Here is a 23,822-nt window from a genome sequence, read left to right as displayed (position 1 = left end):
CCATGAACCAGGCGCTTGCCCAAATCAGAACCGCTGCAGCACTCGCGGCCTTCACAATCTTGCTGGTGCATCCCGCGCTTGCCCAAGAGGGGGCTGCCCTGACTTCACTTCAGATTCAAATCACCTCCGCTGCCAAGGGATGGGAAACGAAGGTCATGGACGCCGCTCGCTCGCTCTTCTGGATCTTGGCGACTATTGAGATCGGAATTGCCTCCATATCGCTCGCGCTACAAGCGGCTTCACTGGACGCCTGGTTCGCTGAACTCGTTCGGCGGATCATGTTCGTGGGCTTCTTTGCCTTCGTCCTCGCCCAAGGACCAACATTTGCAAAAGCCGTCGTCGACAGCCTCTTTCAGATTGGAGCCGGGGGTGAGGCGGCGTCGCCCGCAGACGTTTTCAATACCGGACTCACCGTCGCGACCAAGATGGCGGAAAAAGTTCGCTTCGGGCCGTTCCACGAGACCGCGCTTGCGATCTCAGCGGCTTTTGCGATGGTGGTGAGCGTCATTGCTTTCTCTTTGGTCGCTGCGATCTTTGTGTCCGTGATGGTCGAGATGTACCTCGGCTTGCTCGCAGGCATGATCATGCTCGGTCTTGGAGGGTCATCCTTCACCAAAGACTTCGCCATACGATATCTCGTATACGCGTTCTCTGTCGGGATGAAACTCATGGCACTTGTCATGATCTCGCGCATTGGGTCCGAGGTCCTGATCGGACTGGCCGATGACCCGGACTTTGGCAATCACTTCCAAACTGCGCTCGCGATCGCCGGCATAGCTGTCGTTGTCTTCATTATCGCAATGTACGTGCCGAACATCATACAGGGTGTCGTGCAGGGAGCCTCGGTTACGGGCGGTATGGAGGTCATTCGACACGGCGGTCAGGCCGCTTCAGTCGCCTTGGCCGGCTTCTTTCTAGGTACGGGCGCTATCATCGCGGGATTTGCTGCTGCAAAGGAAGCTCGCGCCGCCGGGTCCTCGCTTGCCGGGGCTGCCGCGCGCGGCATCGGTGCTGGCATCAGCTCCGCCGGCAAAGCAGTCGCATCGGCAGCGAAGGAAAAGGCGATCGGCTCGCCCGGTGCCTATGCCGGCTCGGTCCTCGGCCTTGCCAATGCCAAACTCGATGCCGGCTTGAGCGGTCGCGCTGGCTTTAAGCCACATCCCGAACGAAGCGATAAACCGTGATCCTTAGGAGAGAAATCGAATGGCAGCAAACCGGCCTTCCGAAAACCCGTACCTTGTCGCCAGGCAGGAATGGTCCGAGCGCTACGGCTCTTACGTCAAGGCCGCTGCTGCATGGCGGACCGTCGGGATCCTCGCTCTCGCTATGGCAGTGACGGGCTTTGGGTATGCTTTGTACCTCAGCACTCAGGTCAAGCTGGTCCCTTACATCGTCGAGGTGGATAAACTTGGCACCTCGGTCACGTCAGGTTTCCCGGAGAAGATCGAGTATGCCGACGCACGCGTGGTCAGGGCGGCACTCGGCAATTTTGTAACCAGCTTCCGGTCGATTACGCCGGATGCCGTGGTGCAGAAGCAATATATCGATCGCACCTATGCCCTTCTACGAACTTCCGACCCCTCGACGCAGAAGGTAAATGCTTGGTTTCGCGGCAATTCGCCGTTCGAGAAGGCCAAGACATCGACGGTTGCCATCGAGGTGAACAACATCGTGGCACTCTCGCAGCAAACCTATCAGATCGATTGGACGGAGTACGAGAGGGACCGCAAGGGCAAAGAAACCGGCACGCGCCGTTTTCGCGGGATCGCAACGGTTGCACTGACCGCACCACAGGATGAGGCAATCATCCGCGTTAACCCGATCGGCCTTTACGTTCGGGATTTCGACTGGACGGCACAGCTTTAAGGGCAGGGGAGTTTCCGAATGTACAAAACAGAACTGATGGCAGCCTTCGGCTGCATGGCCGGACTCGTCTTCGCAGGCGCTTCGCTTGCGCAAGGCATGACGCCAAATGAGGTCAAGGCGACGGACGTCTCGAGGAAGTGGCGAGGAACGCCGGCCCTTGTTGCAACGGGTCCGGACGGGAAGGTCATGTTTCTCTTTGGCGAAACCCAGCCCTCGATCGTCTGTTCTCCACTGCAGGTTTGCGACATCGAGCTTCAGGGGGGCGAAATTGTACGCGACGTCCTCGTCGGCGATACTGTCCGATGGAACGTCGAGCCTGCGACATCAGGTGCAACCAGTGGGCAGGCGATCCATCTTGTCGTCAAGCCGTCGGAGCCTGGCCTGTTGACGTCGATGGTCGTCACGACGTCCCGCCGGACCTATCATATCCAGCTCAAATCGCACCCAAGTCAGTATATGGCGCGCGTCGGTTTCGAGTATCCGGAAGACGTGTCGACCAAGCTGGCCGACGTCAATGCACGACTGCAAACTGGAAGCAACTTTGGCGCAGCCCCTGAGAGACTGAGCTTTTCCTATTCGCTCAGCGGTTCGGCGGAGTGGAAACCAAAGCGCGTTTATTCCGACGGGGCCAAGACCTACATCCAATTTCCAAAGTCGATCGCGGGTCAAGACGCCCCTGTACTCTTTGTCGTTTCCRGTGGGCAGAACCGGATCGTCAACTATCGCATGAAGAACGACATCATGGTCGTCGATTACGCGCTCGACGAAGCAATCCTTGTATCGGGCGTCGGTTGGCACCAGCAGAGAATTACTATTCGGCGCGGAGGCTGATCAATGCACAAATTGGCCCCCTGCTTGCTTATCACGTGCAGCCTTTTTTCTGGATGCCAGGCGGCTGGCGGACCGATTGACACCTATTTGGCACCGGGAGCCGCCGTCGGGCCAGTCGCCGAAAGTGCCATCGCAGGCGATATGGCAAGCCAGTTTGCCGAGCATATCGACAGACCGGTGAGGACACCCATCAAGATGGATGCGGACGGCTCGGACTATGCAACCGCGCTTGAGGCAGCACTGAGGGGATGGGGTTTTGTCGTCATCACGGACGGGAGAGTCGGCAAGAACCAAAAGCCAATCCAACTCACCTACTCGATCGATAGCCTCAATGGCGAGGTCCTTGCTCGCGTGATGACACCGTCGATCGCGCTTGGCCGCACTTATGCGACGACACCCGCGGGCGCCACGCCCGCAAGCCCGCTCTCCATCATGCAACGACAGTAAGAGAGACAACAATGGTCCAGTCGCTTCAGCTTGGCGCCACGAGCAATGCGGTCGATCAGCAAGGTATGCGCCGCCTCAATCGCCTGCCGATCGTCATTGCCATTGTCATCACCGTGCTGTTCCTCGGTGTCGTGGTCGTCGGACTTTCCTGGCGTGGGACAACGTTCAATGGTGGGAATGATTTCGACACCACGTCGAACACACCGGCAACGAATTTCGCAGACCAGCTGAAGAAAGGTATTTCCGACGGCATCATCGGCGAGCCGGAAAGGCAGGAAATATTCCAGCCAACGCCGCGGGCAATCGAGAAGGAGCCCGTCAAGCAGCCGGTTGCCGAACATGAACCGATTGACCGACAAGAGCGGCGACTTAGACTTGAATCTGAGGAGGAGTGGAGGACGCGGCTAAAGCGCGAACAGGACGAACAGTTCTTGCGCGAGGCACAAAGGCAGCGCATGGCACGCCTTCAGGCACGCGTGACCGCCTATGACTCTCCGTTGAAAGTGGATATTTCCGATGCTGAGCAGACTTCCACAGGCACCAAAACCGGTGATCTGCAGAACCTTAATGACGGCACAAGTGGCGCATCCGATCTTTATGCGACGGCGATGAAGTCGGGCCTGATCAGCCAGAATTTTGATCCGAGCGGTCAGGTCTCGAAGGAGGCTTTTTTCAATCAGGACATCAAGGACCTTGGTTACCTCTCAAAGCAGGTCGTGCCGCAGTTCTCGCCATATGAGCTAAAGCGCGGTTCTGTGATACCGGCAACTCTCATCACCGGTCTCAATTCCGACCTGCCCGGGAGGGCAATTGCTCAGGTCAGCGCAAATGTCTATGACAGCGCAACCGGTTACCGCCTTCTCATCCCGCAAGGCGCCAAGCTGTTCGGACGCTACGATTCCAAGGTCTCGTTCGGCCAGCAACGCGTCCTCGTTGTGTGGACCGACATCAGTTTTCCGAATGGGTCAACGCTGCAGCTCGGCGGCATGGCGGGCACGGACGCGGAGGGATACGGCGGGTTCAAAGACAAAACCGATCGTCACCTCTGGCCTACCTTTGGGTCGGCGGTTCTTATCGCTCTGCTAGGGACCGGGATCGATATGGCGATACCCGAGAGTTCAATGCTTGCGACACAGGACACGGCCCCCGATGCTGTGCGACGAAACTTTGCGGAAACCTTCGGTCGGGTGGCCGAGCAAACCATTTCCAAGAATCTGAACGTTCAGCCGACAGTTCGGATCAGGCCTGGCTACAAATTCAATGTTCTGGTCGATCAGGACATTATCTTTCCCTCGCAGTATGTTGAAAACTAATAGCCTTTGTCTCGGCAACCGACGTTTTTTGAGTGTGGAGAATGGAGACGCGTGGCGACGTTTTGGGCAGTTGGACACTCACTGATAATATTAAGCATCGAGCAGCGGCGAGTGTATCCGACGTTGTGATTTCTAGCTGCAGTGCCTCGAGCATGGCAGCAAGTCCCGGAACCCGTTACCGCTTCAGTGGTGGCGTTGAATAAACTCTGCGATTGCCGCTTGGAGGATGCAGCCTCCTGTGAGCCTGTAGATAACCGCTATCGGAGGTGGGCTCTTCTTGCTAGAGAGGAGCGTGGACATGATGCGTCCTCCCATTTCTCGTGGCAGGGGCAGCACCCGTTGGCACCTTTGYGGTCCGACCATCTTCCGGGGTCTGGGACGATTGTCGTTCAGGCACTTCCAGTGGAGAAGACCAGCAGCATATTGTTGGTAGGCATCTCGATCGTCTCACGGAGATTAAGTCCAGCGGCCTCACCCAGGTGTTGAAGATCAGCGATATCACGCACACCCCAGGATGGGTTTCGCTCCTTTAGCGCCGCGTCGAAAGCAGCATTCGAGGGGGCGTTGTGTGCGCCGTCGCGCATGAATGGGCCGTAGAGGACAAGAAGCCCACCAGCGCGAAGCAAGCGGCCAGCTCCTGCGAACAATCCTAAGCTTGCCACCCATGGCGCGATATGGATCATATTGATCGACACGATGGCGTCAAAATGCTCCGTTTGTTCGACGCCCCATTGTCCTGAGCAAACATCAATATCCCGCGGTGCCAGCACATTTTCCAGCCCTGCGAATTTGATCCAGCTGGACGTGCTGGCGCGGGCGTCGGCATCCGGATCGCTCGGCTGCCAGGTGAGATTGGGCATTGCGCCCGCAAAACACACAGCGTGCTCGCCGGTCCCGCAACCAATCTCCAGCACGGCGCCATGTGTTGGAAGGACACGTTTTAGGACCGCGAGGATCGGCGCCGAATTTCGCGCAACGGAAGGCGAAAACATCCGCTGGTCGGCGCTTACGTCGCGCTGTTCCAGCGCAACAGGCGCACGGCCCTCCTTCTCTGTGGGCATTGGGTCTTGAATCCCCTTTGAGCGGTGTCTCCCATTTTATAGCTAAAATAATGGGACTGAAACCAGAGATTTCGAACTTCCGAATGGAGGCGTCGGCGCGTGCGTTCGGCCGAGGGCGACCGAACGTCCACTTCGCGTCAAATCACGCGCCCACCAGACTCGAGGAATGCTTTCGCATGAGTGACTCCCGCCATGCGGGGCCAACGCTGACAACGCTGCTCCGCCGCGCCAATGCGATCGGCGTGTCACTATCCGCCAGCCCACCTGGATAGCCATTGGTTGAAAACGAGCGTCTCCAGACCTTCGGCTGGATGGAGGAACTATTTTTCGAGCCCCGCGCGCAGTAGACATGCAGGCTAAACTTGACTACGACACTCATCAATTGAGCAACAAATTGGGTTTGATTCCAGGAGACGATCATGTCCAGCCGCCTTCGTACGTTATCCGCATTCACCATGTCCTTGGCACTTTTTGCACCGGCGACGCTGCATGCCGAAAGCTCGTTTACCGATCACCGAGGGAAAACGATTACGTTTGAAAAGCCACCGGAGCGCGTTGTCGCCATCGTCCGGTCCGCGCCGATAATCTATCGCGCCGTCGACGAAAAGGCAGGCAACATCGCCGGGATGAACAAGGATTCGCTGGACCGCTATTTCACGAAGGGCATCTACGCCGAGATGCTGCCGGAAATGGCGAAGATCAATTCCAGCGCGGCGCAGGACGGATTCGTGCCCAATGTCGAGGCGATCCTCGCGCAGAAGCCGGACGCGGTAATCCAGTGGACCCACGACGAAAAGATTATCGAGCCACTGGAGCGCGTCGGCCTCACCGTGGTGGGCTGGCAGTGCTGCACGGAGCAAGACCGCCTCGACTACATCACGCTAACCGGCTACATGACCGGCCGTAACGACCGCGCCCAGGCGATCCTGAAGGCGCAGGCGGATACGTTGAAGGCACTCGACGGCAAGGTAGGCAAGCTCGAAAAATCCAAGCTTCCCAGTGTACTTCATATCGACAAAGTGGCCGACCAGATCCAGGTCATCGCCAACGGTTCGCAAGACCTTTCGCTCAGCGGCGTAACCAACCCGGCGGCGGACAATACGGGCGAATGGTGGCGTACCGTCGATTTCGAACAACTGCTCGTCTGGAACCCCGACATCATCGTGATTCCGGCCTATGCCAGCGACCTCAACCCCAAGGATTTCTTCGACAACCCGGTGTTGGCCAGCCTGAAGGCGGTCAAGGAAAAGCGGGTCTATAAGCAACCCGTCTTCGCTCGCACGCCCGATGCGCCCGAAATCTTCCTGACGTCGGAATGGCTCGCTGCGATTGCCCATGGCATCGATTTCGCGCCCGAATTCAAGAAGCAGATCGCCGACACCTATAAGCTGATCTACGGCGCCGACTTGTCCGCCGACCAGGTGAAGACGATTCTCGAATCCGAAAGCAACGCTCCGGCGACGAAATATGTCGAGATCTTCGGTTAAGGCGTTGGCGGCCGGCAGCGCATCCGGCTGGGTGGGGCGGAAACTGGCTTCGATTTCCGTCCTTCCCGTCATGATCTGCCTTCTCATTCTTGCGGTTCTCTATTCCGTGACGATTGGGCGTTACGATCTTTCCGTCACTGACGTCACCTATATCCTGATGGACAACGTCCACCCGTTGACCATTCCCTATTGGGATCCGGTGCAGGAGGTCGTCGTCGAGCAGGTGCGCTTGCCACGTATCCTGGCGGCGGTGATTGTCGGTTTCGGCTTGTCGGTTTCGGGCGCGGCGCTCCAAGGCCTTTTCCGCAATCCACTGGTCGATCCAGGCATCATTGGTGTGACGTCTGGCGCGGGTTTCGGCGGAACGCTGGCAATTCTCTTCGGATTGCAGGGATACTTCCTGCTGACGATGGCATTCCTCTTCGGCATCGGCAGCGTTTTCCTCGTCAAGCTCTTATCGACGGTGCGGGGGCGGACCAGCATGCTGACGCTGGTCCTGGCGGGCGTGGTGATATCGGCTTTCTTTTCGGCGGCGATTTCCATTGCAAAACTGCTGGCCGATCCCTTCCAGAAGCTGCCTGCCATTACCTACTGGCTAATGGGAAGCATCGCCTCCACCAACTATCTGGATGTTTTGCTGGTCGCCGCTGCCGTGGTACCGTCCTCGGTTGCCATCTATCTCCTGCGTTTCCAGATCAACATCCTTTCACTTGGCGAGGAAAAGGCACGGGCGCTCGGCACGAAGGTCGTGCTGGTGCAGTGGATCATCCTCATCGCCTCGGCGCTGATTTCGGCGGGCGTGGTCGCGACCTCCGGTATCATCGGCTGGGTCGGGCTCGTCATTCCGCACGTCGCTCGCGTGCTCGTCGGCGCCGACCACCAGCGGCTGCTACCTGTCGCAGGCGTTCTTGGCGCGATCTACCTGCTGATGGTCGACAACCTCGCCCGAACCATGACCACGGCTGAGATTCCGCTCGGCATCATCACCGCGCTAATCGGCGTTCCCGTTTTCGCGGTAATCTTGCGCCAACTGCATGCTAAGGGGGGCTGGTCCAGTGATTGAAGCACGCAATCTCACCGTCGAACGTGGCGGCCGGATCATCCTGAGGGACTACAGTCTGAGCCTGGAGCGCGGGCGGATACTGTCGGTGCTCGGTGCCAACGGTGTCGGCAAGACTACCCTCATCAACACGCTGATCGGCGTTCTGAAGCCCAAATCCGGGCGACTTTCGATCGGTGGGCAGGTGGGGTTCGTGCCGCAACTCTTCGACGTGCCGTTCGCCTATTCCGCGCTCGACATTGCCCTGATGGGAAGGGCGCGTCATCTCGGCCTGTTCGGCGCGCCGGGCAAACGGGACTACGAGATCGTCAGGCATTACTTCCAGATGCTTGGGATTGAAGATTTCGAGCCGCGGGCATTCAATTCTTTGAGCGGTGGCCAGAGGCAGTTGGTCATGATCGCCCAGGCACTAACGTCGGAATGCGATCTGCTGGTGCTCGACGAACCCTGCGCGGCGCTCGACTACAAGAACCAGGACAAGGTCCTCGGTCTGCTTGAACACCTTCGGGACACGCACGGGATGACAATTGTCTTTTCCACCCATATGCCGCAGCACGCCGTGGAGATCGCCAGCGACGTGCTGTTGATGACGAGCGGCAGTAAGTATGTCTGCGGGCAGACCGAAGAAGCGCTCACCGCCGCAAACCTGACGGTACTCTATGACCTGCCGATCGCGCGCGCGGATTTCGGCGGGCTCGCCAAGCATACCTACGCGCCGGTGTTCCGCCATGACGGAGTTCGTTTCGATGTCTGAAGTGAAGGCACCCCCGAAACGGATTGCCTATATTCACTGGGGCAATAGCTGGCAGCTCAGAAGCTTTCAGGATTTCCGTCACTACATCGACGACTGCATTTACATCCACGATCTACCGAAGGTGGACCTCTCCTCCTACGCGGCAGTAATCATGCCGGATGCGATGGACTCGGCCGCGCCGCTTCCGCATGCCTGGCAATTGAATGCCTACCTGCAGGGTGGCGGTTTTTTGGTCGTCTGCCTTCAGGGTCATGCCGACTGGCTCGATATTCCCGGCTTGACATGGACGCCCGGCAACTGTCGCGACTGGCTGTGGTGGACAAAGGGCGAGAAGCTCGAGGTCAAGCTGTCGGTGCCACGTCATCCGATTACCGAAAGCTTGCCGCTGTCGCATATGAGTTGGCATTGGGGCGGCTCCTACAACGTTCCGGAAGGTGCGCGTTCCATCATGGAGATCGACGACGGGCGCGGCAGCCTGTTTCTCGACTTTCCGTCGCTGCCAGGCGGCGGGCGGCTGCTGCTCGCGACTCTGGACCCCCATTCGCACAATGGCCAGCGCTTCATGCCGGCGACCACGCGCTTCCTGCGCTCCTTCTATCCTTGGCTCAACCGCGAGCTCGGCATCGAGCGTTCGGCCAGAAACCGCTTCACCTATCTGCAATGCTCGCATGTTCCCTCCGAGTGGCATCCGGAATGGATCGCGGAAAGCCTTCGGATTGCCGGTTTCGAGCCCCGGTTCGCCCCACAGTATCAACTCGGACTCGATCTGCTTGAGAAGACGGATACGCTCTACATTCCGAGCAGCCATGACGAATTCTTCCTGAAAAGCCGGGCCGATGATCTCCTCGCCTTCCTGGCGCGGGGCGGAAACCTCATCATATGCGCGGAGCCGTGTCAGCCGTGGCTACCCTTCATGGCGCCGTTCCACGCCGTACCGTCGCGTCCCTTCGCGAACATCAAGGTTCGCGTGCGCGAGGACCGGTTCGGCATATTCGCCGACCTCGGAGAAGACTTCGACGGCTGGGCGGGCATTTTCGGGCAGTATGCGCGCGGATGGACCGATCCGCCGCCCGGTGCGATCTGGCTCACCGATGTCGGTACTGAAAACGACCCGAAACCGGCGGATTGGATCTGGCAGTATCCGACCGAGACCGGCCGTGGAGGCTACGTCTTCATGCACAACGGCGACAACTTGACCCGATATCCGGATCATGGACCCGCCAAGGAGCGGCTGGTTGCCAACATTGCCGTAGCTCTCAGGAAGCTTTCAATGGGGAAAACGCTGTTCTAGATATCGGTCCTCTATCTGACGCTTCTCAGCGGTGTTCGACGCAAATCTGCCGTTCACTTCCAATGTCCGCTTAGGGCCAGCTCCACGCGCCAACACACGACGGATGCTTGACCGCTTTCGTTTTCCAGGCTCCAGAAGCGGCTGACGGCCCCAAAGCCGACCTTCATAGATGTCGCCGGATGACCATCATGGTCAGGATCAGAGCCATAAGCGATACGATGACACTTGCGACGACATACGCCGCAGCAGCCAAATGCTGGCCGCGCTCCCACAGCACAGCTGCATCAAGTGAGAATGTCGAGAACGTGGTGAAGCCACCAATGACTCCTGTGGTCAAAAACAACTTGGTATCCTCCGACGTTAGGTTGGTCGTTGTGAAAACACCTACGACAATGCCCATGAGGGCAGAGCCCAAAACATTTATGCCGAGCGTTCCGTACGGAAATTCGTCCCGAAGACACGAACTGAAAGCATGCCCACTGCGTAGCGGAGCATGCCGCCGAGCCCTGATCCGATAAATACAATGAGATATCCCACGCACGCCTCCTGCTCGCCCAAGTGGGGCGTTGATCAGCAGGCGTCATCAGCAACAGCGCGGTTATAGGGAGACACCATTCCCGTATCGGCTTTTATGCCAGCAACATGCTTCCAGATCAATATGGTCTACACGTGGCGCAAAAGCCGTCACGACTGGAACAATGATTTAACAGTGACAGCGCTGACGTTGATTTCTATAGGATCCATCGCTCCGCTTGCGAGTGAGGGAAACGCACCATCGGCGCGAAGACGCGGGGGGTCGAGGTCAATTTCAAGTAGCAACGAATTTTCACTCGGCGGGATTAGTATTTGGCCTTTCGCCAACCAGCTTCACGCGCTTCTTGCTCGGAACAGAACCAGCGCTCGCCATATTGCGGCGATATCTTTGTGGCCTCGTAATAGTGCTGGCCCGGTACGTGATAGATGCGGTCGCCAGATTCGATGCTGACGTTGCCCTTGATGTTGCAGGCCGTGCCTCGTTGCACGATCACTCCGTTGTCTATGATCATCGGCTGCGTCGGTGCGGCAAACGAACGCTGGATCGGAGCGGTCACAAATTTGGGCAACACGGCGTAGCCGCCGGTTCCCAAGAATGCCGCTGCCGAACTCAAAGCTACCACCATTGGAAACTTCATGTCTCACTCCTAAATTCTTCCAGAGTTTAACACGCTAGGGTTTATTCGTTCGTATGTCAGATTGCTAAAATGCGCGATATTGGCGACGTGGTGTCTGGCGCGACCTGGGCATGGCGGTTGGAGCGCCGGAACGACATGTCACGCATTGACCGCTCTCAGACCCGTTGCAGACACTGCGCCCGGGGCCGCGCGTTTCGCAGAAGTCTTTGCCTGCCTCAGCCAGGATAAGGCGAAGCCTCTGTCAGCCTGGCAATCCTGTTCGTCGAGTCATGTCGAAAGCTTTAGGCTTTCTCGCTCTACCACCCTGGGTATTGCCAACTGTTCATGATGAGATCAACATGGATCTGCCGAGACGCATGCAAGGAATTTGATGGATTTCTAGGATACTGACGCGCAGCGGGTCGGGCCGCCGTCGGGCAATACCATCGTGGGGGAGTGCGATGCGGAGAGAAGCTCGGTGCCGGTTGCAACGCGGAGCGTTCCTGGAGACAGCGCGCTTCCTTCTGCTGACTATTCTTTTCCTGTCGATCGTGATTGTCCCACGACACGCCATGTCGGCCGACAAGACGTTGAAATTGCTGTTATGGCAGGCTCCGAGCACGCTCAATCCTCACTTGGCTCCGGGCATCAAGGACCAGACAGCCAGCCGGATTGTCTATGAGCCTCTCGCCAGCTTCGACCGCGAGGGACATCTCGTTCCCTTCCTCGCCGCGGACATTCCGACGCTCGAGAATGGCGGCGTGAGCGCCGACGGCCGTTCAGTCGTCTGGAAGCTCAAGCACGGTATCAAGTGGTCCGACGGCCAGCCCTTCACGGCCAAAGATGTGCTCTTCACCTACAATTATATCACAAACCCGGATGTCGGCTCGGCGAGTGTCGGCTCTTACAAGACAATCGACAAGGTCGTTGCGATCGACGACGACACCGTGCGAATCACGTTCAAGGACGTCAATCCGGCCTGGGCGCTGCCGTTTGTCGGAGTGCAGGGCATGATCCTGCCCGAGCATGTGTTTGCCCCCTACAACAACAAGGATGCGGTCACGGCACCCGTGAATCTGGCCCCCATAGGCACAGGCCCGTACCGCCTGAAGGCGTTTCAGACTGAGGATGTGCTTGTCATAGGTGAGGATGTCGTCAACACGGTGAAGGCCATCTTCGAGCGCAATCCGTATTATCGCAACGCGGATGAGCTGACCTTCGATGCGGTGACGCTCCAGGGCGGCGGCGACGCTTCGGTCGCGGCCAAGGCGGTGCTGAAGGAAGGCGTGGTTGACTATGCCTGGAACCTCCAGGTCGACGATGTCGTGCTCAAGGAGCTCGAAACGGACGGTGTCGGCAAGGCGACAGTCTCCTGGGGCTCCTATGTCGAGCGCATCATGCTGAACTTCACCGACCCCAACCGAGAAACCGCCGACGGGGAACGGTCGAGTCTGCAATATCCGCATCCCACATTGTCCGACAGCAATGTACGCGCCGCACTCGCACTTGCTATCGACCGACAGAAGATCGCGGCGCTCTATGGCCGCACGGGCCGTGCGACCAGCAACATTCTGGTCGCCCCGGCAATCTTCAATTCGCCGAATAGCGAATGGGCGTTCGATCCCGACAAAGCCAAGTCGATCCTCGAGTCGGCAGGGTGGAAAGACAGCGACGGCGACGGCGTGCGCGACAAGAACGGCGTGCTGCTGCGTTTCCTGTTTCAGACAACCGTCAATTCCGTTCGCCAGCAGACCCAGGAGATCGTCAAGGCAGACCTGGAGGCGATCGGGGTCGAGGTCGAAAACAAGATGATCGACTCCAGCATCTTTCTGGGCTCCGGGCCCGACAGCACCAACTCTCGGCGGCATTTCTACGCCGACATGGAAGAATATGCCTACGGGAACAAGAGCCCCGATCCCGGCAGCTATATGATCGGTTGGACCTGCGGCGAAGCGGCGCAAAAGGCCAATAACTGGTCCGGGTCAAACTGGGCCCGCTACTGCAACAAGGATTACGACACGCTCTATCGGGCGTCGGCCGTCGAGGTCGATCCGGCCAAGCGCCGGCAGATCTTCGTGAAGATGGACGATCTGCTCGTTTCGGATTTCGCGGCAATTCCTCTGGTTCACTGGGCCGATGTCAGCGGAATAAGCAACTCCCTTGAAGGCTTCGACCCGACGCCTTGGGATTCCGAAACGTGGAACATCGCCGGTTGGCATCGCAAATGACGGAGGCACGTTCAAATATGGGTAGAGCGCAACGCTTTTTCGTTCTGGTGATAACCTTGCTGTTTGCGGTTGTCTCACACCCTGCCCATTCGGCTGATCGCACGCTGAGGCTCCTCTTCTGGCAGGCACCCAGCATCCTCAACCCGCATCTTGCCCCCGGCGTGAAGGATCAGACTGCGAGCCGCGTGGTCTATGAACCGCTGGCGAGTTTCGACGCCGAGGGACATCTGGTACCGTTTCTAGCTGAGGAAATTCCCTCCTTGACGAACGGCCAGGTCGCGGGCGACGGGCGGTCGGTCACCTGGAAGCTGAAGCCGAACGTCAAATGGTCGGACGGCGTCCCCTTCACCGCCAAGGACGTTGTGTTCACCTATGCCTACATCACCAATCCGGATGTGGGCTCCTCAAGTATCGGAACCTACAAGTCGGTCGACAAGGTCGAAGCACTCGACGACCTGACCGTCAAGGTAACGTTCAAGGATGTCGATCCCGCCTGGGCGCTCCCCTTCGTCGGCATACAGGGAACGATCCTGCCGGAGCATATATTTGCCCCCTACAACAACAAGGCCGCGGTTGACGCGCCTCCCAACCTGGCCCCCGTCGGGACCGGGCCGTATCGCCTCAAGGAGTTCCGTACGGAGGACGTCCTGCTGATCGGCGACGATGTCGTCAACACCGTCAAGATCATCTACGAGCCCAATCCTGAATACCGCGACCGGGCGCGTTTGGGATTTGACGAAGTGACCTTGCAGGGTGGCGGCGATGCGAAGACGGCCGCCAAGGCCGTGCTCGGCACGGGCGTCGTCGACTACGCGTGGAACCTGCAGATCGGCGATGCCGAATTGCAGGAGCTTGAGGCGAAGCAGATAGGCAAGGTGGCACTCTACTTTAGCTCCTACGTCGAGCGCCTCATGCTGAATTTCACCGATCCGAACCGTGAGACATCGGATGGCGAGCGCGCGAGCCTGCAGTTCCCCAACCCGATCCTTGCCGATGCCAAGGTGAGGCTCGCCTTGGCGAAAGCTGTCGACCGCAACAAGATCGCCGCGCTTTACGGGAGGACTGGCCGGCCAACGGCAAACCTCCTGGTCGCCCCTGTTCTCTATAATTCTCCCAACACCACCTGGGAATTCGATCCCGACAAGGCTCGCGCGCTTTTGGACGAGGCAGGCTGGCGCGACACGAACGGCGACGGCATCCGCGACAGGAACGGCGTTCCCTTGACCCTTCTTTTCCAGACCTCGGTCAACCCGGTCCGCCAGAAGACCCAGGCGATCATCGGCGCCGATCTGGCGGCGATCGGCATCAGGGTCGAGGACAAGCAGATCGATTCGAGTGTCTTCTTCTCGCCTTCACCGGATATCCTTAATACCAGCCAGCATTTTTACGCGGATCTTGAGGAATTCGCGACCGGCAACAAGAGCCCCGATCCGGGAAGCTATATGGTCAAGTGGACCTGCGCGCAGGCCGCTCAGAAAAGCAACAACTGGTCGGGGCTGAACGAGTCCCGCTATTGCAGCGACAAGTACGATGCGCTGTTCCATGCATCGGAAACGGAGATCGATCCGGAAAAGCGGATTGGCCTGTTCGTGGCGATGAACGACTTGCTGATTGCTCACTCCGCGGTCATTCCCATTGTCGAGTGGGCAAACGTCCCCGGCCTTCGCAACGACATCGTCGGATTCAATCCCACGCCATGGGATTCCGAGACGTGGAACATCGCGGACTGGCGGCGCAAGCCATGAGGGGCCGAAGCTGAAGGCATGGAGCACGAGGAGCCTGTGGTCGCAAGAAATCGCCCATTCTATGTCGCCCCACTGTATGCGCTCGTCCGCGCAGCTTCACCCATTCTCAGAAACCTGAACATCGGCGGCAAGCTCACGGTCGGATTTGGCATTCTGGCGGCGCTGACGCTGCTCGTTGTCGGCTTGAACTATCTGGGCAGCCTCGATGCAGTCAGAAGCATCAACAGGACGACCAACCTGAGCGCCCCGAGCGCGGTCGCCTCGGCGCGGGCACAAGCCGACTTGCTACGGATGCTGAGCGCCGTTCGCGGCTATCTTGCGCTCGGCGAGGAGAGCTACCGCGACAATTACGCTTCGGCGAAAGCCGCATTTCTCGGGGACATGCAGTCGCTTGAACGTCTGCTCCAGGAGAGAACAGCTCCGCGGCCAGACCCGGTCGCAGACGTCGAACAGCGGATGGGGGAGCTCCACGAAAAGCTTGCCTCCTGGCAGCCGCTGACGGATCAGCTCTTCGAGTTACGCAATGACCAGCTTCGACGCGAACCCGCCCTCAAGCTGTTGGTGACGGATGCAAACCCGATGATCGCCACGATTGTCGGGACGGCAACGGCGCTGATCCTGGCGCAGCAGAAGCGAGACGCGACGCCCGAGAACATGGCCTATCTGGCCGACCTCGCGTCCTTCCAGAGCTCCTTCTATGCGATGGTTGCAGGGCTGCGGGGCTATGTGACCACCAGGCGAGACGGCTTCAAATACGAATACGAGGCTAACCTCACCATCAACGATGCAGCTTGGAAGAGCATTACCGACGCAACCGTCGCGCTGACGCCGAACCAGGAAATATTGATCGACAAGCTGTCGAAGACGCGGGCGGTCTTCCTGCAGTTTCCCGCGCAGATGTTTACAGCAGTCGAAGGCGAACACGCACGTGAGGATCTCTATATCTTCCGCACGCAGGCCGTCCCGCTTGCCGAAGGCATGCTTGGAATTCTGGACGAGATCGCCAATGAGGAGCAACAACGGCTGCAGGCGGATCTCGGTGGCGGCCGCGACCAGCTCCAGAAGGCCCAGCGCATTATCCTCCTAGGTGGTGTGGCCGCCGCCATTCTCGGCCTGATCCTGGGACTGATCTTCCGGGAAAGCATCGCTGGGCCGATCCAGCGCTTGACGGGCGTTGCCGACCGGGTTCGTCAAGGCGATCTTGCCGCGCGCGCGAAGGTGGAATCGGGCGATGAGATCGGCACGCTGGCGACAACGTTCAACGACATGACGGCGCAGTTGGGCTCCAATCTCGGCGACCTCGAGAACCGCCGCAGGGAACAGGAGCAGCTGGCATTGCAATTTCGCCGGCAGAGCGAATATCTGGGCGCCCTTCACGATACGTCGCTCGGCCTGATTGCGAGATTGGACCTGACCGGACTCCTGTCAGATTTGACGATGCGCGCTGCAGGTCTGCTCGGCACGCAACATGGATACGTCTATCTTGTCGACGAAGCCGGAGAGACGCTTCAGCGCATGGTCGGCGTCGGTGTCTATGCGGGGCAGGCCGCGGGTCAGCAACTGGAGAGCAAGGAAGGCGTGGCGGGCACGGTCTGGCATACGCGCGAGGCGCTTGTCATCAACGAATACCCGACCTGGCCGGGGAGGGCGGCCGCCGCCGCCCAGCTCGATGTGACAATCAGGGCGATCATGGCCGTGCCACTCAAATCCGACAACAGGGTGGTTGGTGTCCTCGGCATCGCCTACGACGACGCCTCGGCCCTCGAGTTCGGCACCGAAGAGGTCGAGCTTCTCAACCGTTTCGGGCAACTTGCCTCGATTGCGCTGGAAAACGCGCGGCTGCACACGGCCACGGAAGCTGCCAAGAGCGAAGCGGAGGAAGCGAGCAGACGGATCGGCGAGCAGAACCGCGCGCTGGAAGCGGTCTCGAGCAAGCTGTCGAAATATCTCTCGCCACAGGTCTTCGCCTCGATCTTCTCCGGTAGGCAGAACGTCGAGATTTCGTCCACCCGAAAGAAGCTGACCGTCTTCTTCTCAGACATCGCCGACTTCACGGCGACGACCGACAAGCTCGAGTCCGAAGAACTGACCGATCTGCTCAATCACTATCTGACCGAGATGGCGAAGCTGGCTCTGACGTACGGTGCGACGATCGACAAGTTCATCGGCGATGCAATCCTGGTGTTCTTCGGCGATCCCGAAACCAGGGGCACCAGGGAAGACGCCGTCGCCTGCGTCAGAATGGCGATCGCCATGCAGAGCAGGATGCAGGAGTTGCGCGCGGAATGGGCAGGAGCCGGCTTTGCCCTGCCGTTCCATCTGCGCATCGGCATCAATACAGGCTATTGCACCGTGGGCAATTTCGGCAGCGAGGATCGGATGGACTATACCATCATCGGCGGCGAGGTGAACCTCGCTTCGAGACTGCAGAGCCATGCCGACCTCGGCGGCATATTGCTGGCGGGCGAGACCTACGCTTTGGTCAAGGACGAAATCGAGGCCGAGGAACTGCCTCCGTTGACCGTCAAGGGCTTCGCCTATCCCATCAAGACCTACCGTGTGATCGGCGCTCGAACCGCCCAAGAAGCAATGAAGGATGTGTTTTCGAACAGCGAGGGCGACCTGCAGTGGGATATCGGCTCGGCGCTGAAAGGCGCGGACCGCGACAAGGCGATCAAGGCACTCGAGCACTATCTGGCGACGCTGCGAAAATAGGATCCGCGCCGGTCGAATCCGCTCAAATGCGAACAGAATGCCAACCGAACGAAACGCCGCCAATGCTCTGCTATTGCCTTCGACAGGCATTGGCGACGTTTCCGCCCATTTGGGCACATGCAGGTTATGGGACATTCCTAAAAAAGGAAAAGCAAACGCTCGCCATTCTTCCTGCAGCAGAAGGTGTTCGCGCGCCAGTGTGGCAATTGTTCCACATCGAGGTCGTCGATTGGCCAACTCCTTCTTCAAGAACGACTTCAATCGTAACCTGCACGTGTGATCGCAAGGCCCTGGCGCACTACTGTGTTGCCGCCCCGCGGAAGCCTACCTGCCATTTGTCCGTGCCTTGATCCGGCTCAGCAGCTGAAGCATCGCAATTGGGAGCCCGTGTAGTCTCTACGAAAGCGGTTGGGATGACACCTTGCAAATCGCGGAGCGGATCAGGAAGCGCTGCTCGCGGCCATTGTCGAGGGAGAACATCCCGCCCCGGCCCGGGACGACGTCGATGGTCAACTCAGTGTGCTTCCAGGCCTCGTATTGGGATGCGCTGATGTAGACCGGCGTGTCACCAACGGTGCCGAGAAGGACATCGCGATCGCCGACCATGAAATCATCGCAGGGATAACACATGGGCGAAGACCCGTCGCAACAGCCACCCGACTGGTGAAACAGGACCGGTCCATGGTCGGTGATGATTTCGTCCAGAAGCGTTATCGCCGCCGGCGTCGCGCTTACTCTTCCGAGAAAGACTTTGTCCTGCATGGTGACCTCCGGGGATGGGGCGGTGTGGCCGGGATGGCCACACCGCATGCGCTTGGGAGGTTATCAGAAGAAGCCAAGCTTTTTCGGGCTGTAGCTCACCAACATGTTCTTCGTCTGCTGGTAGTGGTCGAGCATCATCTTATGGGTCTCGCGCCCGATGCCGGATTGTTTGTAGCCCCCGAAGGCCGCGTGCGCAGGATAGGCATGATAGCAATTGGTCCAGACGCGGCCTGCCTGGATTGCGCGGCCAAACCGATAGGCGCGCGTGCCGTCTCGGGTCCACACGCCGGCACCGAGGCCGTACAAGGTGTCGTTTGCGATTGAAAGGGCCTCGGTATCGTCCTTGAACGTTGCGACGGAAACCAYGGGCCCGAATATCTCCTCCTGAAAGACGCGCATTTTGTTCGTGCCCCTGAAGACAGTCGGTTTGACGTAGAAACCGCCGGCGAGGTCTCCGGCGAGTTCGTTGCGCTCACCCCCGATCAGGACCTCAGCGCCTTCCTTCTTTCCGATGTCGAGGTAGGCGAGAATTTTCTCCAACTGCTCGCTGGAGGCCTGGGCTCCGATCATGGTCGCAGGGTCGAGCGGATCACCTTGAACAATCGCTTCGACCCTTTTCAATGCCCTTTCCATGAAGCGGTCATAAATCTTCTCGTGAACCAAGGCGCGGCTGGGGCACGTGCAGACCTCGCCCTGATTAAGGGCGAACATGACGAAGCCTTCAATTGCCTTATCGAAGAAATCGTCGTCTTCGTCTGCCACATCCGAGAAGAAGATGTTCGGGCTCTTCCCGCCGAGCTCCAGCGTAACGGGGATCAGGTTCTGCGAGGCGTACTGCATGATCAAGCGTCCGGTGGTCGTCTCCCCGGTGAACGCAATCTTGGCGATCCTCGGGTTCGAGGCGAGCGGCTTGCCTGCCTCGAGGCCAAATCCATTGACGACGTTGAGAACACCTGGCGGCAGGATGTCGCTGATCAGTTCGAGCAGCACATGGATCGATGCCGGCGTCTGTTCGGCAGGTTTGAGAACGACGCAATTGCCAGCAGCCAGTGCAGGTGCCAGCTTCCACACGGCCATGAGGATCGGAAAGTTCCAGGGAATGATCTGGCCGACGACCCCCAGAGGCTCGTGGAAATGGTAGGCGACCGTATCGTCGTCGATCTGGGCGATTGAACCTTCCTGCGCGCGGATGGCTCCGGCGAAATAGCGGAAATGATCGATGGCGAGCGGAATGTCGGCCGCGGTTGACTCACGGATCGGCTTGCCGTTGTCCCAGGTTTCCGCGAGCGCCAGTGTGCTGAGGTTCTCTTCCATTTTGTCGGCTATGCGGTTGAGCAGCCGCGCCCGCTCTGCGGCGCTGGTTTTGCCCCAGGCGTCCTTGGCGCCATGGGCCGCGTCAAGAGCGGCCTCGACATCCACAGCTTCCGAACGGGCGATCTCGCAAAGGACCCGGCCGTTGACCGGAGAGGTGTTGTCGAAGTACCTGCCTGATTTCGCGGGCGTCCACTTGCCGCCGATGAAATTGTCGTACCTCTTGGCAAACGGCACCTTGGCCGTGCGATGGAATTCGACCTTGTTCATGCTTTCCTCCCAAAATGCGCCGCCCTGCGCGACGCCTTGTGGGAGTGTTTTTCGCTTTCGACGGAATGTCAGCCCGCGCGCGGCAGTTCGGCAGGCCACAGTGTCTCAAGGTTGAGACACTGTGGCCTGCAAAATTCCTATTGAGCGCCCCGCAGACCAAATTTGCCGAGCTTTCGGTAAAGCGTAGCCCGTGAAATCCCGAGGATTTCGGCCGCCGCCGTTACATTGCCGCCGGTATTGGCGAGCGTGCGCTCCAGGACGGTGCGCTCGGCCTGCCGCAAATTTCCGGCATAGCCAGGTTCATCCCCCAGAAGATCAGCGGCTGGAAGGGACCGCATCAGCGATTCCGACGTGATTCCGAATGCGATGCGTGCAGATCGGGTCGCGCCGATCACCAAATCATTGCTGTCGACAGCGAGAAGAGGGTTTGGCATCTTTTCGTTTGTCGAAGCGACAATGATGCGTGCTTCAGGAAAGGCGATACGGAAGTTCTCCGCCTCGATCCTTCGCGCCGCGTCGCCAACGGCCATTGTGATTAAATTGACGAAGCCCTCCGTCAAATCCGCGCGGCAAGAGGACACGTCCAACGCGGCGGCAAGCTTGCCCTCGTGATCGAAAATCGGCGCGGTCGTGCAGGACAGAAGCGTATTGCGGGAGTAAAAATGTTGATCTCGGTGGATGGTCACAGCGCGCTGCTCTACCAAGCACGTGCCGATTCCGTTTGTCCCCTCGCTTTCTTCGCTCCAGACAGTTCCCGTCCAAAGCCCCCATTCCCTGAATGTCTCGTCGTCGGCGACGGCGCCACGCCGCTCAACCGGGATGCCGTCGCGGTCGGCGAGAAGAACACAGCAGCCAATGCCCCCAACCGCATGGTACAGTCGATCAAGGCTGATGCAGGCAGCCCGGATCAGCGGTTCGATTTTCTGGCGAGCAAAGCGCAACTCCAAATCCGTCAGTCGTTTCGGTCGATTGCTTTCGGTCGGGTCGAGCCGGTGAAGGTCTGCCGATCTGCACCAGGATGCGACAAGTGCGGACCTGGCCGCAGCGTTCGAGCCGATCGCCTCTTGGATTAAGTTGGCATGCCGCGCAAATGCTGATGCACTCATCAGCTCCTCCCAGAGCGTTAGTATCCTCGTCGGCCTTTGTGTTGCCGACGACAACTTATCGCGATCGATGTCCGCTTGTCCGCTCCCTAGCGCACGGATCGGGTTGGTATTCCTGCTCCATTTTCGGCGCGGGACAATTAGACGTTGGTTCTACTTCCCAATCTGCCTTGCGCAGCACCTGCACATGAGAGGCGCTCCAACACTTTATGAAGTGGTCACTGTCTCCCGCGATCAGAGATCTTCTAAAGCACCATCGGTTCGGGAAGCGGCTCGCCGGCCTTGCTTACAATCGTGGACCCGTAGGGCTCCCGTGACGTGATCACGATGCGGTCGTTTGGTAGCGGCCGGGCCAGGTGTCTGGCTTCCTCCCAGTGTGCGCGCATCCAGATTTCGATCTCCTCAGCAGTCTGCAGAAGAACCGGCATCGCCTTCTCGTGCACATTCCGGACGATGTCGTTCGGCTCCGTTGTCAGAATTGCGTAGAGATCATCAGTCGTCAGCCCATCCTTGACCTTGCGGACGCTCTTCCATTGTCTCACCCAGAGGCCAGCGAAGAACATGACCGCCTTGTCGGGTCTTGCAGAAAACCACGCGTTTGGTGTCCTGCCGCCTTCTTCCTTGCTCGCCGGGTCTGGCTCAGCAAAGGCCGTCACGGGCACGAGACATCGGCATTCAACGCCGAACCATCGCTTCCAATGGGGTAAAGTCAGATTACGAATGTTGGTAACGCCGCTGTCCGGCTCCATCCGCAGGAGTTCGTCCATGTCCACTGGAAGGCCCTTTTTTCGAAGCTTCTCAGCGCGGGTTTCGGCTGCCTTCCTCTGCAAGTAGATCGGAGAGGGCAGGCCCCATCGGCAGTTCGCGAGCTGTTTCCTACCGTCGGAGGTGTTTCGGATGACGGGTGCCCATTGATCCGGGTTGATCTGATAGGCGGGCATCAGGTTGATCAGGCTCTCAACGTCCTGCGCCCATTTGTTGACCCAGTCGCGATCATCCATGCGGTAGAGATTACACATGCGGTAGTCGCCTCCCTTTTCTGGGGACCGAAGGTCAGCCATTTGGCTCGGACTTTCAAGGCACCACGAAGCGGCTAGGCGTCGAAACGAAGTTGTGTCGGACAAAGTGTCCGGTCATTAAGGCGCTGAACTCAGCGAAACGGAACGACCAATGGAGGAACAGCGCGGAGGTATCGGCGCGGTTTGCTGCAAGTATCCACATTTGCATGGCTGCGTTGCACAAAAAATGTTTTCCAATTGGTCAAAAAACGATCATAACGGTGGCAGCTGATGCATATAGCGGCTTCTCCTCCCAGTTCCGCGCAGCAGCTGTTCCCCTCTGGAGGTTTCGACCTTCACAACTTATGGGCCACGGTACTATTGCGTGGCCCCTTTTTTCCTGGTCGATTTGATGAGCGCGATGAAACTCCACTCGAGAGTGGCGTCAGGGCCTTTCCTACCTGCGTAGCGAGAGGGGGCCAAATTCGTTCAGAGTCCGCATTGTGTTGGATGCGCGCTGCTTACAGCTGACTGACTATAAGTCGATCTGCCGCTGAAAGCATCCCTTAGCTGTTTGCGGCTAAACTCCATCAATCAGCATTGGTGAACGATGGAAACAGCATCCAATCTCAAAAGAGACATCGAGATCGCACTACGCGACCATCATCTCAATGACTGGCAGCGGAGATTCCTGACCGATATTCTGACGCGCATTGACCGCAGTGGGGACAGGTTCACTCTTACTGACAAGCAGTGGAGAAAGATCTTCGAGATTCTTGCAGATCACTCAAACGTGGTCCAATTTCAGTTTCGGGAGACGTTGCCCCGTCATCCTCGCTCGCCGAAGTACCCTCGCTCGAAGTTTGCCAAGCGGCGTTCGCATCGACTGACTTGGAACGACAGACGATTTCTGACGGCAATTGTGGTCCTCGCGTTGATTGCAAGCCTTCAGTTTTTTTCTGGCAGCAAGTTTGCTGCGGTGAGTTTGCCGTCCTCATCGACCAGGACCGAATTTGTTTCGTCGACGTTTTCGGTCACCGATGGCGATACAATTCATGTAGAAGGCGAGAGCAACGGCACACGGCTCGTTGGATACAACGCGCCCGAGGTCTTCAGCCCCCGTTGTACGTTTGAGAAGGAACTCGGCGACCGTGCAACGGACCGCCTGAAGGAACTCGTCGCAGCCGGACCGGTCGAGCTTGCGAGGGTTTCCTGCGCGTGCGAGCGGGGGACTGAAGGAACGGATCGATGCAATTACGGCCGCTCCTGCGCCGTTCTTTATGCTGGTGGACGGAATGTCAGCAACATCCTGGTGGGCGAGGGGCTCGCTGTACCCTTCGTCTGTAGTGAAACGAAGTGTCCACAGACGCCGCGACCGTGGTGTGGACGATGAGCCGGGCGCTAGACGATTTTAAATCGATTTTAAAAA

At 58.6% G+C, this 23,822-nt stretch carries 20 protein-coding genes and 1 riboswitch; of the genes, 13 read left to right on the top strand and 7 right to left on the bottom strand.

What is annotated here, in order from left to right:
* Nucleotides 1-2 precede the first annotated feature (2 nt).
* From trbL to trbI, 5 genes are read left to right on the top strand one after another with little or no spacing between them, the layout of a single operon-like run.
* Nucleotides 3-1,184: a P-type conjugative transfer protein TrbL gene (gene trbL / locus AC1DPR_RS19275; RefSeq protein WP_477816906.1), complete on the top strand. Its 1,182-nt coding sequence runs from the start codon at nt 3-5 to the stop codon at nt 1,182-1,184.
* Between the two features lie 19 nt (nt 1,185-1,203).
* A complete protein-coding gene (locus AC1DPR_RS19270) occupies nt 1,204-1,866 on the top strand; it encodes a conjugal transfer protein TrbF (protein WP_112667344.1) in 663 nt (220 codons plus the stop codon).
* Between the two features lie 18 nt (nt 1,867-1,884).
* Entirely contained in the window at nt 1,885-2,697 is an 813-nt protein-coding gene (trbG, locus tag AC1DPR_RS19265; protein WP_477816905.1) for a P-type conjugative transfer protein TrbG, read from the top strand.
* A 3-nt stretch (nt 2,698-2,700) separates the two neighbouring features.
* Nucleotides 2,701-3,144 carry a conjugal transfer protein TrbH gene (trbH, locus tag AC1DPR_RS19260; protein ID WP_477816904.1) on the top strand — a complete coding sequence of 148 codons (444 nt, stop codon included), beginning with the start codon at nt 2,701-2,703 and terminating at the stop codon, nt 3,142-3,144.
* Between the two features lie 11 nt (nt 3,145-3,155).
* Nucleotides 3,156-4,457, top strand: coding sequence for an IncP-type conjugal transfer protein TrbI (gene trbI, locus AC1DPR_RS19255; protein WP_477816903.1), 1,302 nt, complete (start codon nt 3,156-3,158; stop codon nt 4,455-4,457).
* A 389-nt stretch (nt 4,458-4,846) separates the two neighbouring features.
* Here the strand turns inward: trbI and AC1DPR_RS19250 are convergent, their stop codons facing one another.
* Nucleotides 4,847-5,518: a DUF938 domain-containing protein gene (locus AC1DPR_RS19250; RefSeq protein ID WP_477816902.1), complete on the bottom strand. Its 672-nt coding sequence runs from the start codon at nt 5,516-5,518 to the stop codon at nt 4,847-4,849.
* Between the two features lie 419 nt (nt 5,519-5,937).
* Here AC1DPR_RS19250 and AC1DPR_RS19245 point away from each other — a divergent pair, with 419 nt between their 5' ends.
* The 4 genes from AC1DPR_RS19245 to AC1DPR_RS19230 are packed head-to-tail and all read left to right on the top strand — an operon-like array spanning nt 5,938 to nt 10,110.
* Nucleotides 5,938-7,005 carry an ABC transporter substrate-binding protein gene (locus AC1DPR_RS19245; RefSeq protein WP_477816901.1) on the top strand — a complete coding sequence of 356 codons (1,068 nt, stop codon included), beginning with the start codon at nt 5,938-5,940 and terminating at the stop codon, nt 7,003-7,005.
* Nucleotides 6,986-8,068: a FecCD family ABC transporter permease gene (locus AC1DPR_RS19240; protein WP_477816900.1), complete on the top strand. Its 1,083-nt coding sequence runs from the start codon at nt 6,986-6,988 to the stop codon at nt 8,066-8,068. The genes AC1DPR_RS19245 and AC1DPR_RS19240 overlap by 20 nt, the downstream gene beginning before the upstream one ends.
* The gene (locus AC1DPR_RS19235) at nt 8,061-8,819 is read left to right on the top strand and encodes an ABC transporter ATP-binding protein (RefSeq protein WP_477816899.1); all 759 of its coding nucleotides are present in this window, start codon (nt 8,061-8,063) and stop codon (nt 8,817-8,819) included. Before AC1DPR_RS19240 ends, AC1DPR_RS19235 begins: the two co-directional genes overlap by 8 nt.
* Nucleotides 8,812-10,110 (top strand): hypothetical protein, encoded by a 1,299-nt coding sequence (locus AC1DPR_RS19230; protein WP_477816898.1) that lies wholly within the window; start codon nt 8,812-8,814, stop codon nt 10,108-10,110. The genes AC1DPR_RS19235 and AC1DPR_RS19230 overlap by 8 nt, the downstream gene beginning before the upstream one ends.
* A gap of 163 nt (nt 10,111-10,273) precedes the next feature.
* On the opposite strand, the gene AC1DPR_RS19225 is transcribed toward AC1DPR_RS19230, so the two are convergent.
* Together AC1DPR_RS19225 and AC1DPR_RS19220 are read right to left on the bottom strand one after the other, a co-directional pair.
* A complete protein-coding gene (locus AC1DPR_RS19225) occupies nt 10,274-10,510 on the bottom strand; it encodes a fluoride efflux transporter FluC (protein WP_477816897.1) in 237 nt (78 codons plus the stop codon).
* A gap of 167 nt (nt 10,511-10,677) precedes the next feature.
* Nucleotides 10,678-10,738, bottom strand: a riboswitch (Fluoride riboswitch).
* Nucleotides 10,739-10,949: 211 nt separating this feature from the next.
* Nucleotides 10,950-11,282 (bottom strand): sunset domain-containing protein, encoded by a 333-nt coding sequence (locus AC1DPR_RS19220; protein WP_192304544.1) that lies wholly within the window; start codon nt 11,280-11,282, stop codon nt 10,950-10,952.
* 440 nt (nt 11,283-11,722) lie between these two features.
* On the opposite strand from AC1DPR_RS19220, the gene AC1DPR_RS19215 reads away from it, so the two are divergent.
* The 3 genes from AC1DPR_RS19215 to AC1DPR_RS19205 are packed head-to-tail and all read left to right on the top strand — an operon-like array spanning nt 11,723 to nt 17,949.
* Entirely contained in the window at nt 11,723-13,489 is a 1,767-nt protein-coding gene (locus tag AC1DPR_RS19215; RefSeq protein ID WP_477816896.1) for a peptide ABC transporter substrate-binding protein, read from the top strand.
* 17 nt (nt 13,490-13,506) lie between these two features.
* Nucleotides 13,507-15,234, top strand: a complete 1,728-nt coding sequence (locus AC1DPR_RS19210) for a peptide ABC transporter substrate-binding protein (RefSeq protein WP_037089536.1) — start codon at nt 13,507-13,509, stop codon at nt 15,232-15,234.
* 18 nt (nt 15,235-15,252) lie between these two features.
* A complete protein-coding gene (locus AC1DPR_RS19205) occupies nt 15,253-17,949 on the top strand; it encodes an adenylate/guanylate cyclase domain-containing protein (RefSeq protein ID WP_477816895.1) in 2,697 nt (898 codons plus the stop codon).
* A 396-nt stretch (nt 17,950-18,345) separates the two neighbouring features.
* On the opposite strand, the gene AC1DPR_RS19200 is transcribed toward AC1DPR_RS19205, so the two are convergent.
* The 4 genes from AC1DPR_RS19200 to AC1DPR_RS19185 all read right to left on the bottom strand — a co-directional run bounded on the left by AC1DPR_RS19200 (nt 18,346) and on the right by AC1DPR_RS19185 (nt 22,414).
* The gene (locus AC1DPR_RS19200; protein WP_018856421.1) at nt 18,346-18,711 is read right to left on the bottom strand and encodes a DUF779 domain-containing protein; all 366 of its coding nucleotides are present in this window, start codon (nt 18,709-18,711) and stop codon (nt 18,346-18,348) included.
* A 63-nt stretch (nt 18,712-18,774) separates the two neighbouring features.
* Entirely contained in the window at nt 18,775-20,292 is a 1,518-nt protein-coding gene (gene adh, locus AC1DPR_RS19195) for an aldehyde dehydrogenase (protein WP_477816894.1), read from the bottom strand.
* 137 nt (nt 20,293-20,429) lie between these two features.
* A complete protein-coding gene (locus AC1DPR_RS19190; RefSeq protein WP_018856423.1) occupies nt 20,430-21,398 on the bottom strand; it encodes a helix-turn-helix domain-containing protein in 969 nt (322 codons plus the stop codon).
* A 242-nt stretch (nt 21,399-21,640) separates the two neighbouring features.
* Nucleotides 21,641-22,414: an SOS response-associated peptidase gene (locus tag AC1DPR_RS19185; protein ID WP_026371691.1), complete on the bottom strand. Its 774-nt coding sequence runs from the start codon at nt 22,412-22,414 to the stop codon at nt 21,641-21,643.
* A gap of 589 nt (nt 22,415-23,003) precedes the next feature.
* Between AC1DPR_RS19185 and AC1DPR_RS19180 the strand changes: the two genes are divergently transcribed.
* A complete protein-coding gene (locus AC1DPR_RS19180) occupies nt 23,004-23,786 on the top strand; it encodes a thermonuclease family protein (RefSeq protein ID WP_018856426.1) in 783 nt (260 codons plus the stop codon).
* Nucleotides 23,787-23,822 lie beyond the last annotated feature (36 nt).

The organism is Rhizobium sp. 01T417, from assembly GCF_056398905.1.
The sequence above is the reverse complement of the archived record's forward strand: the minus strand, read 5'-3'. Positions and strand labels throughout refer to the sequence as shown.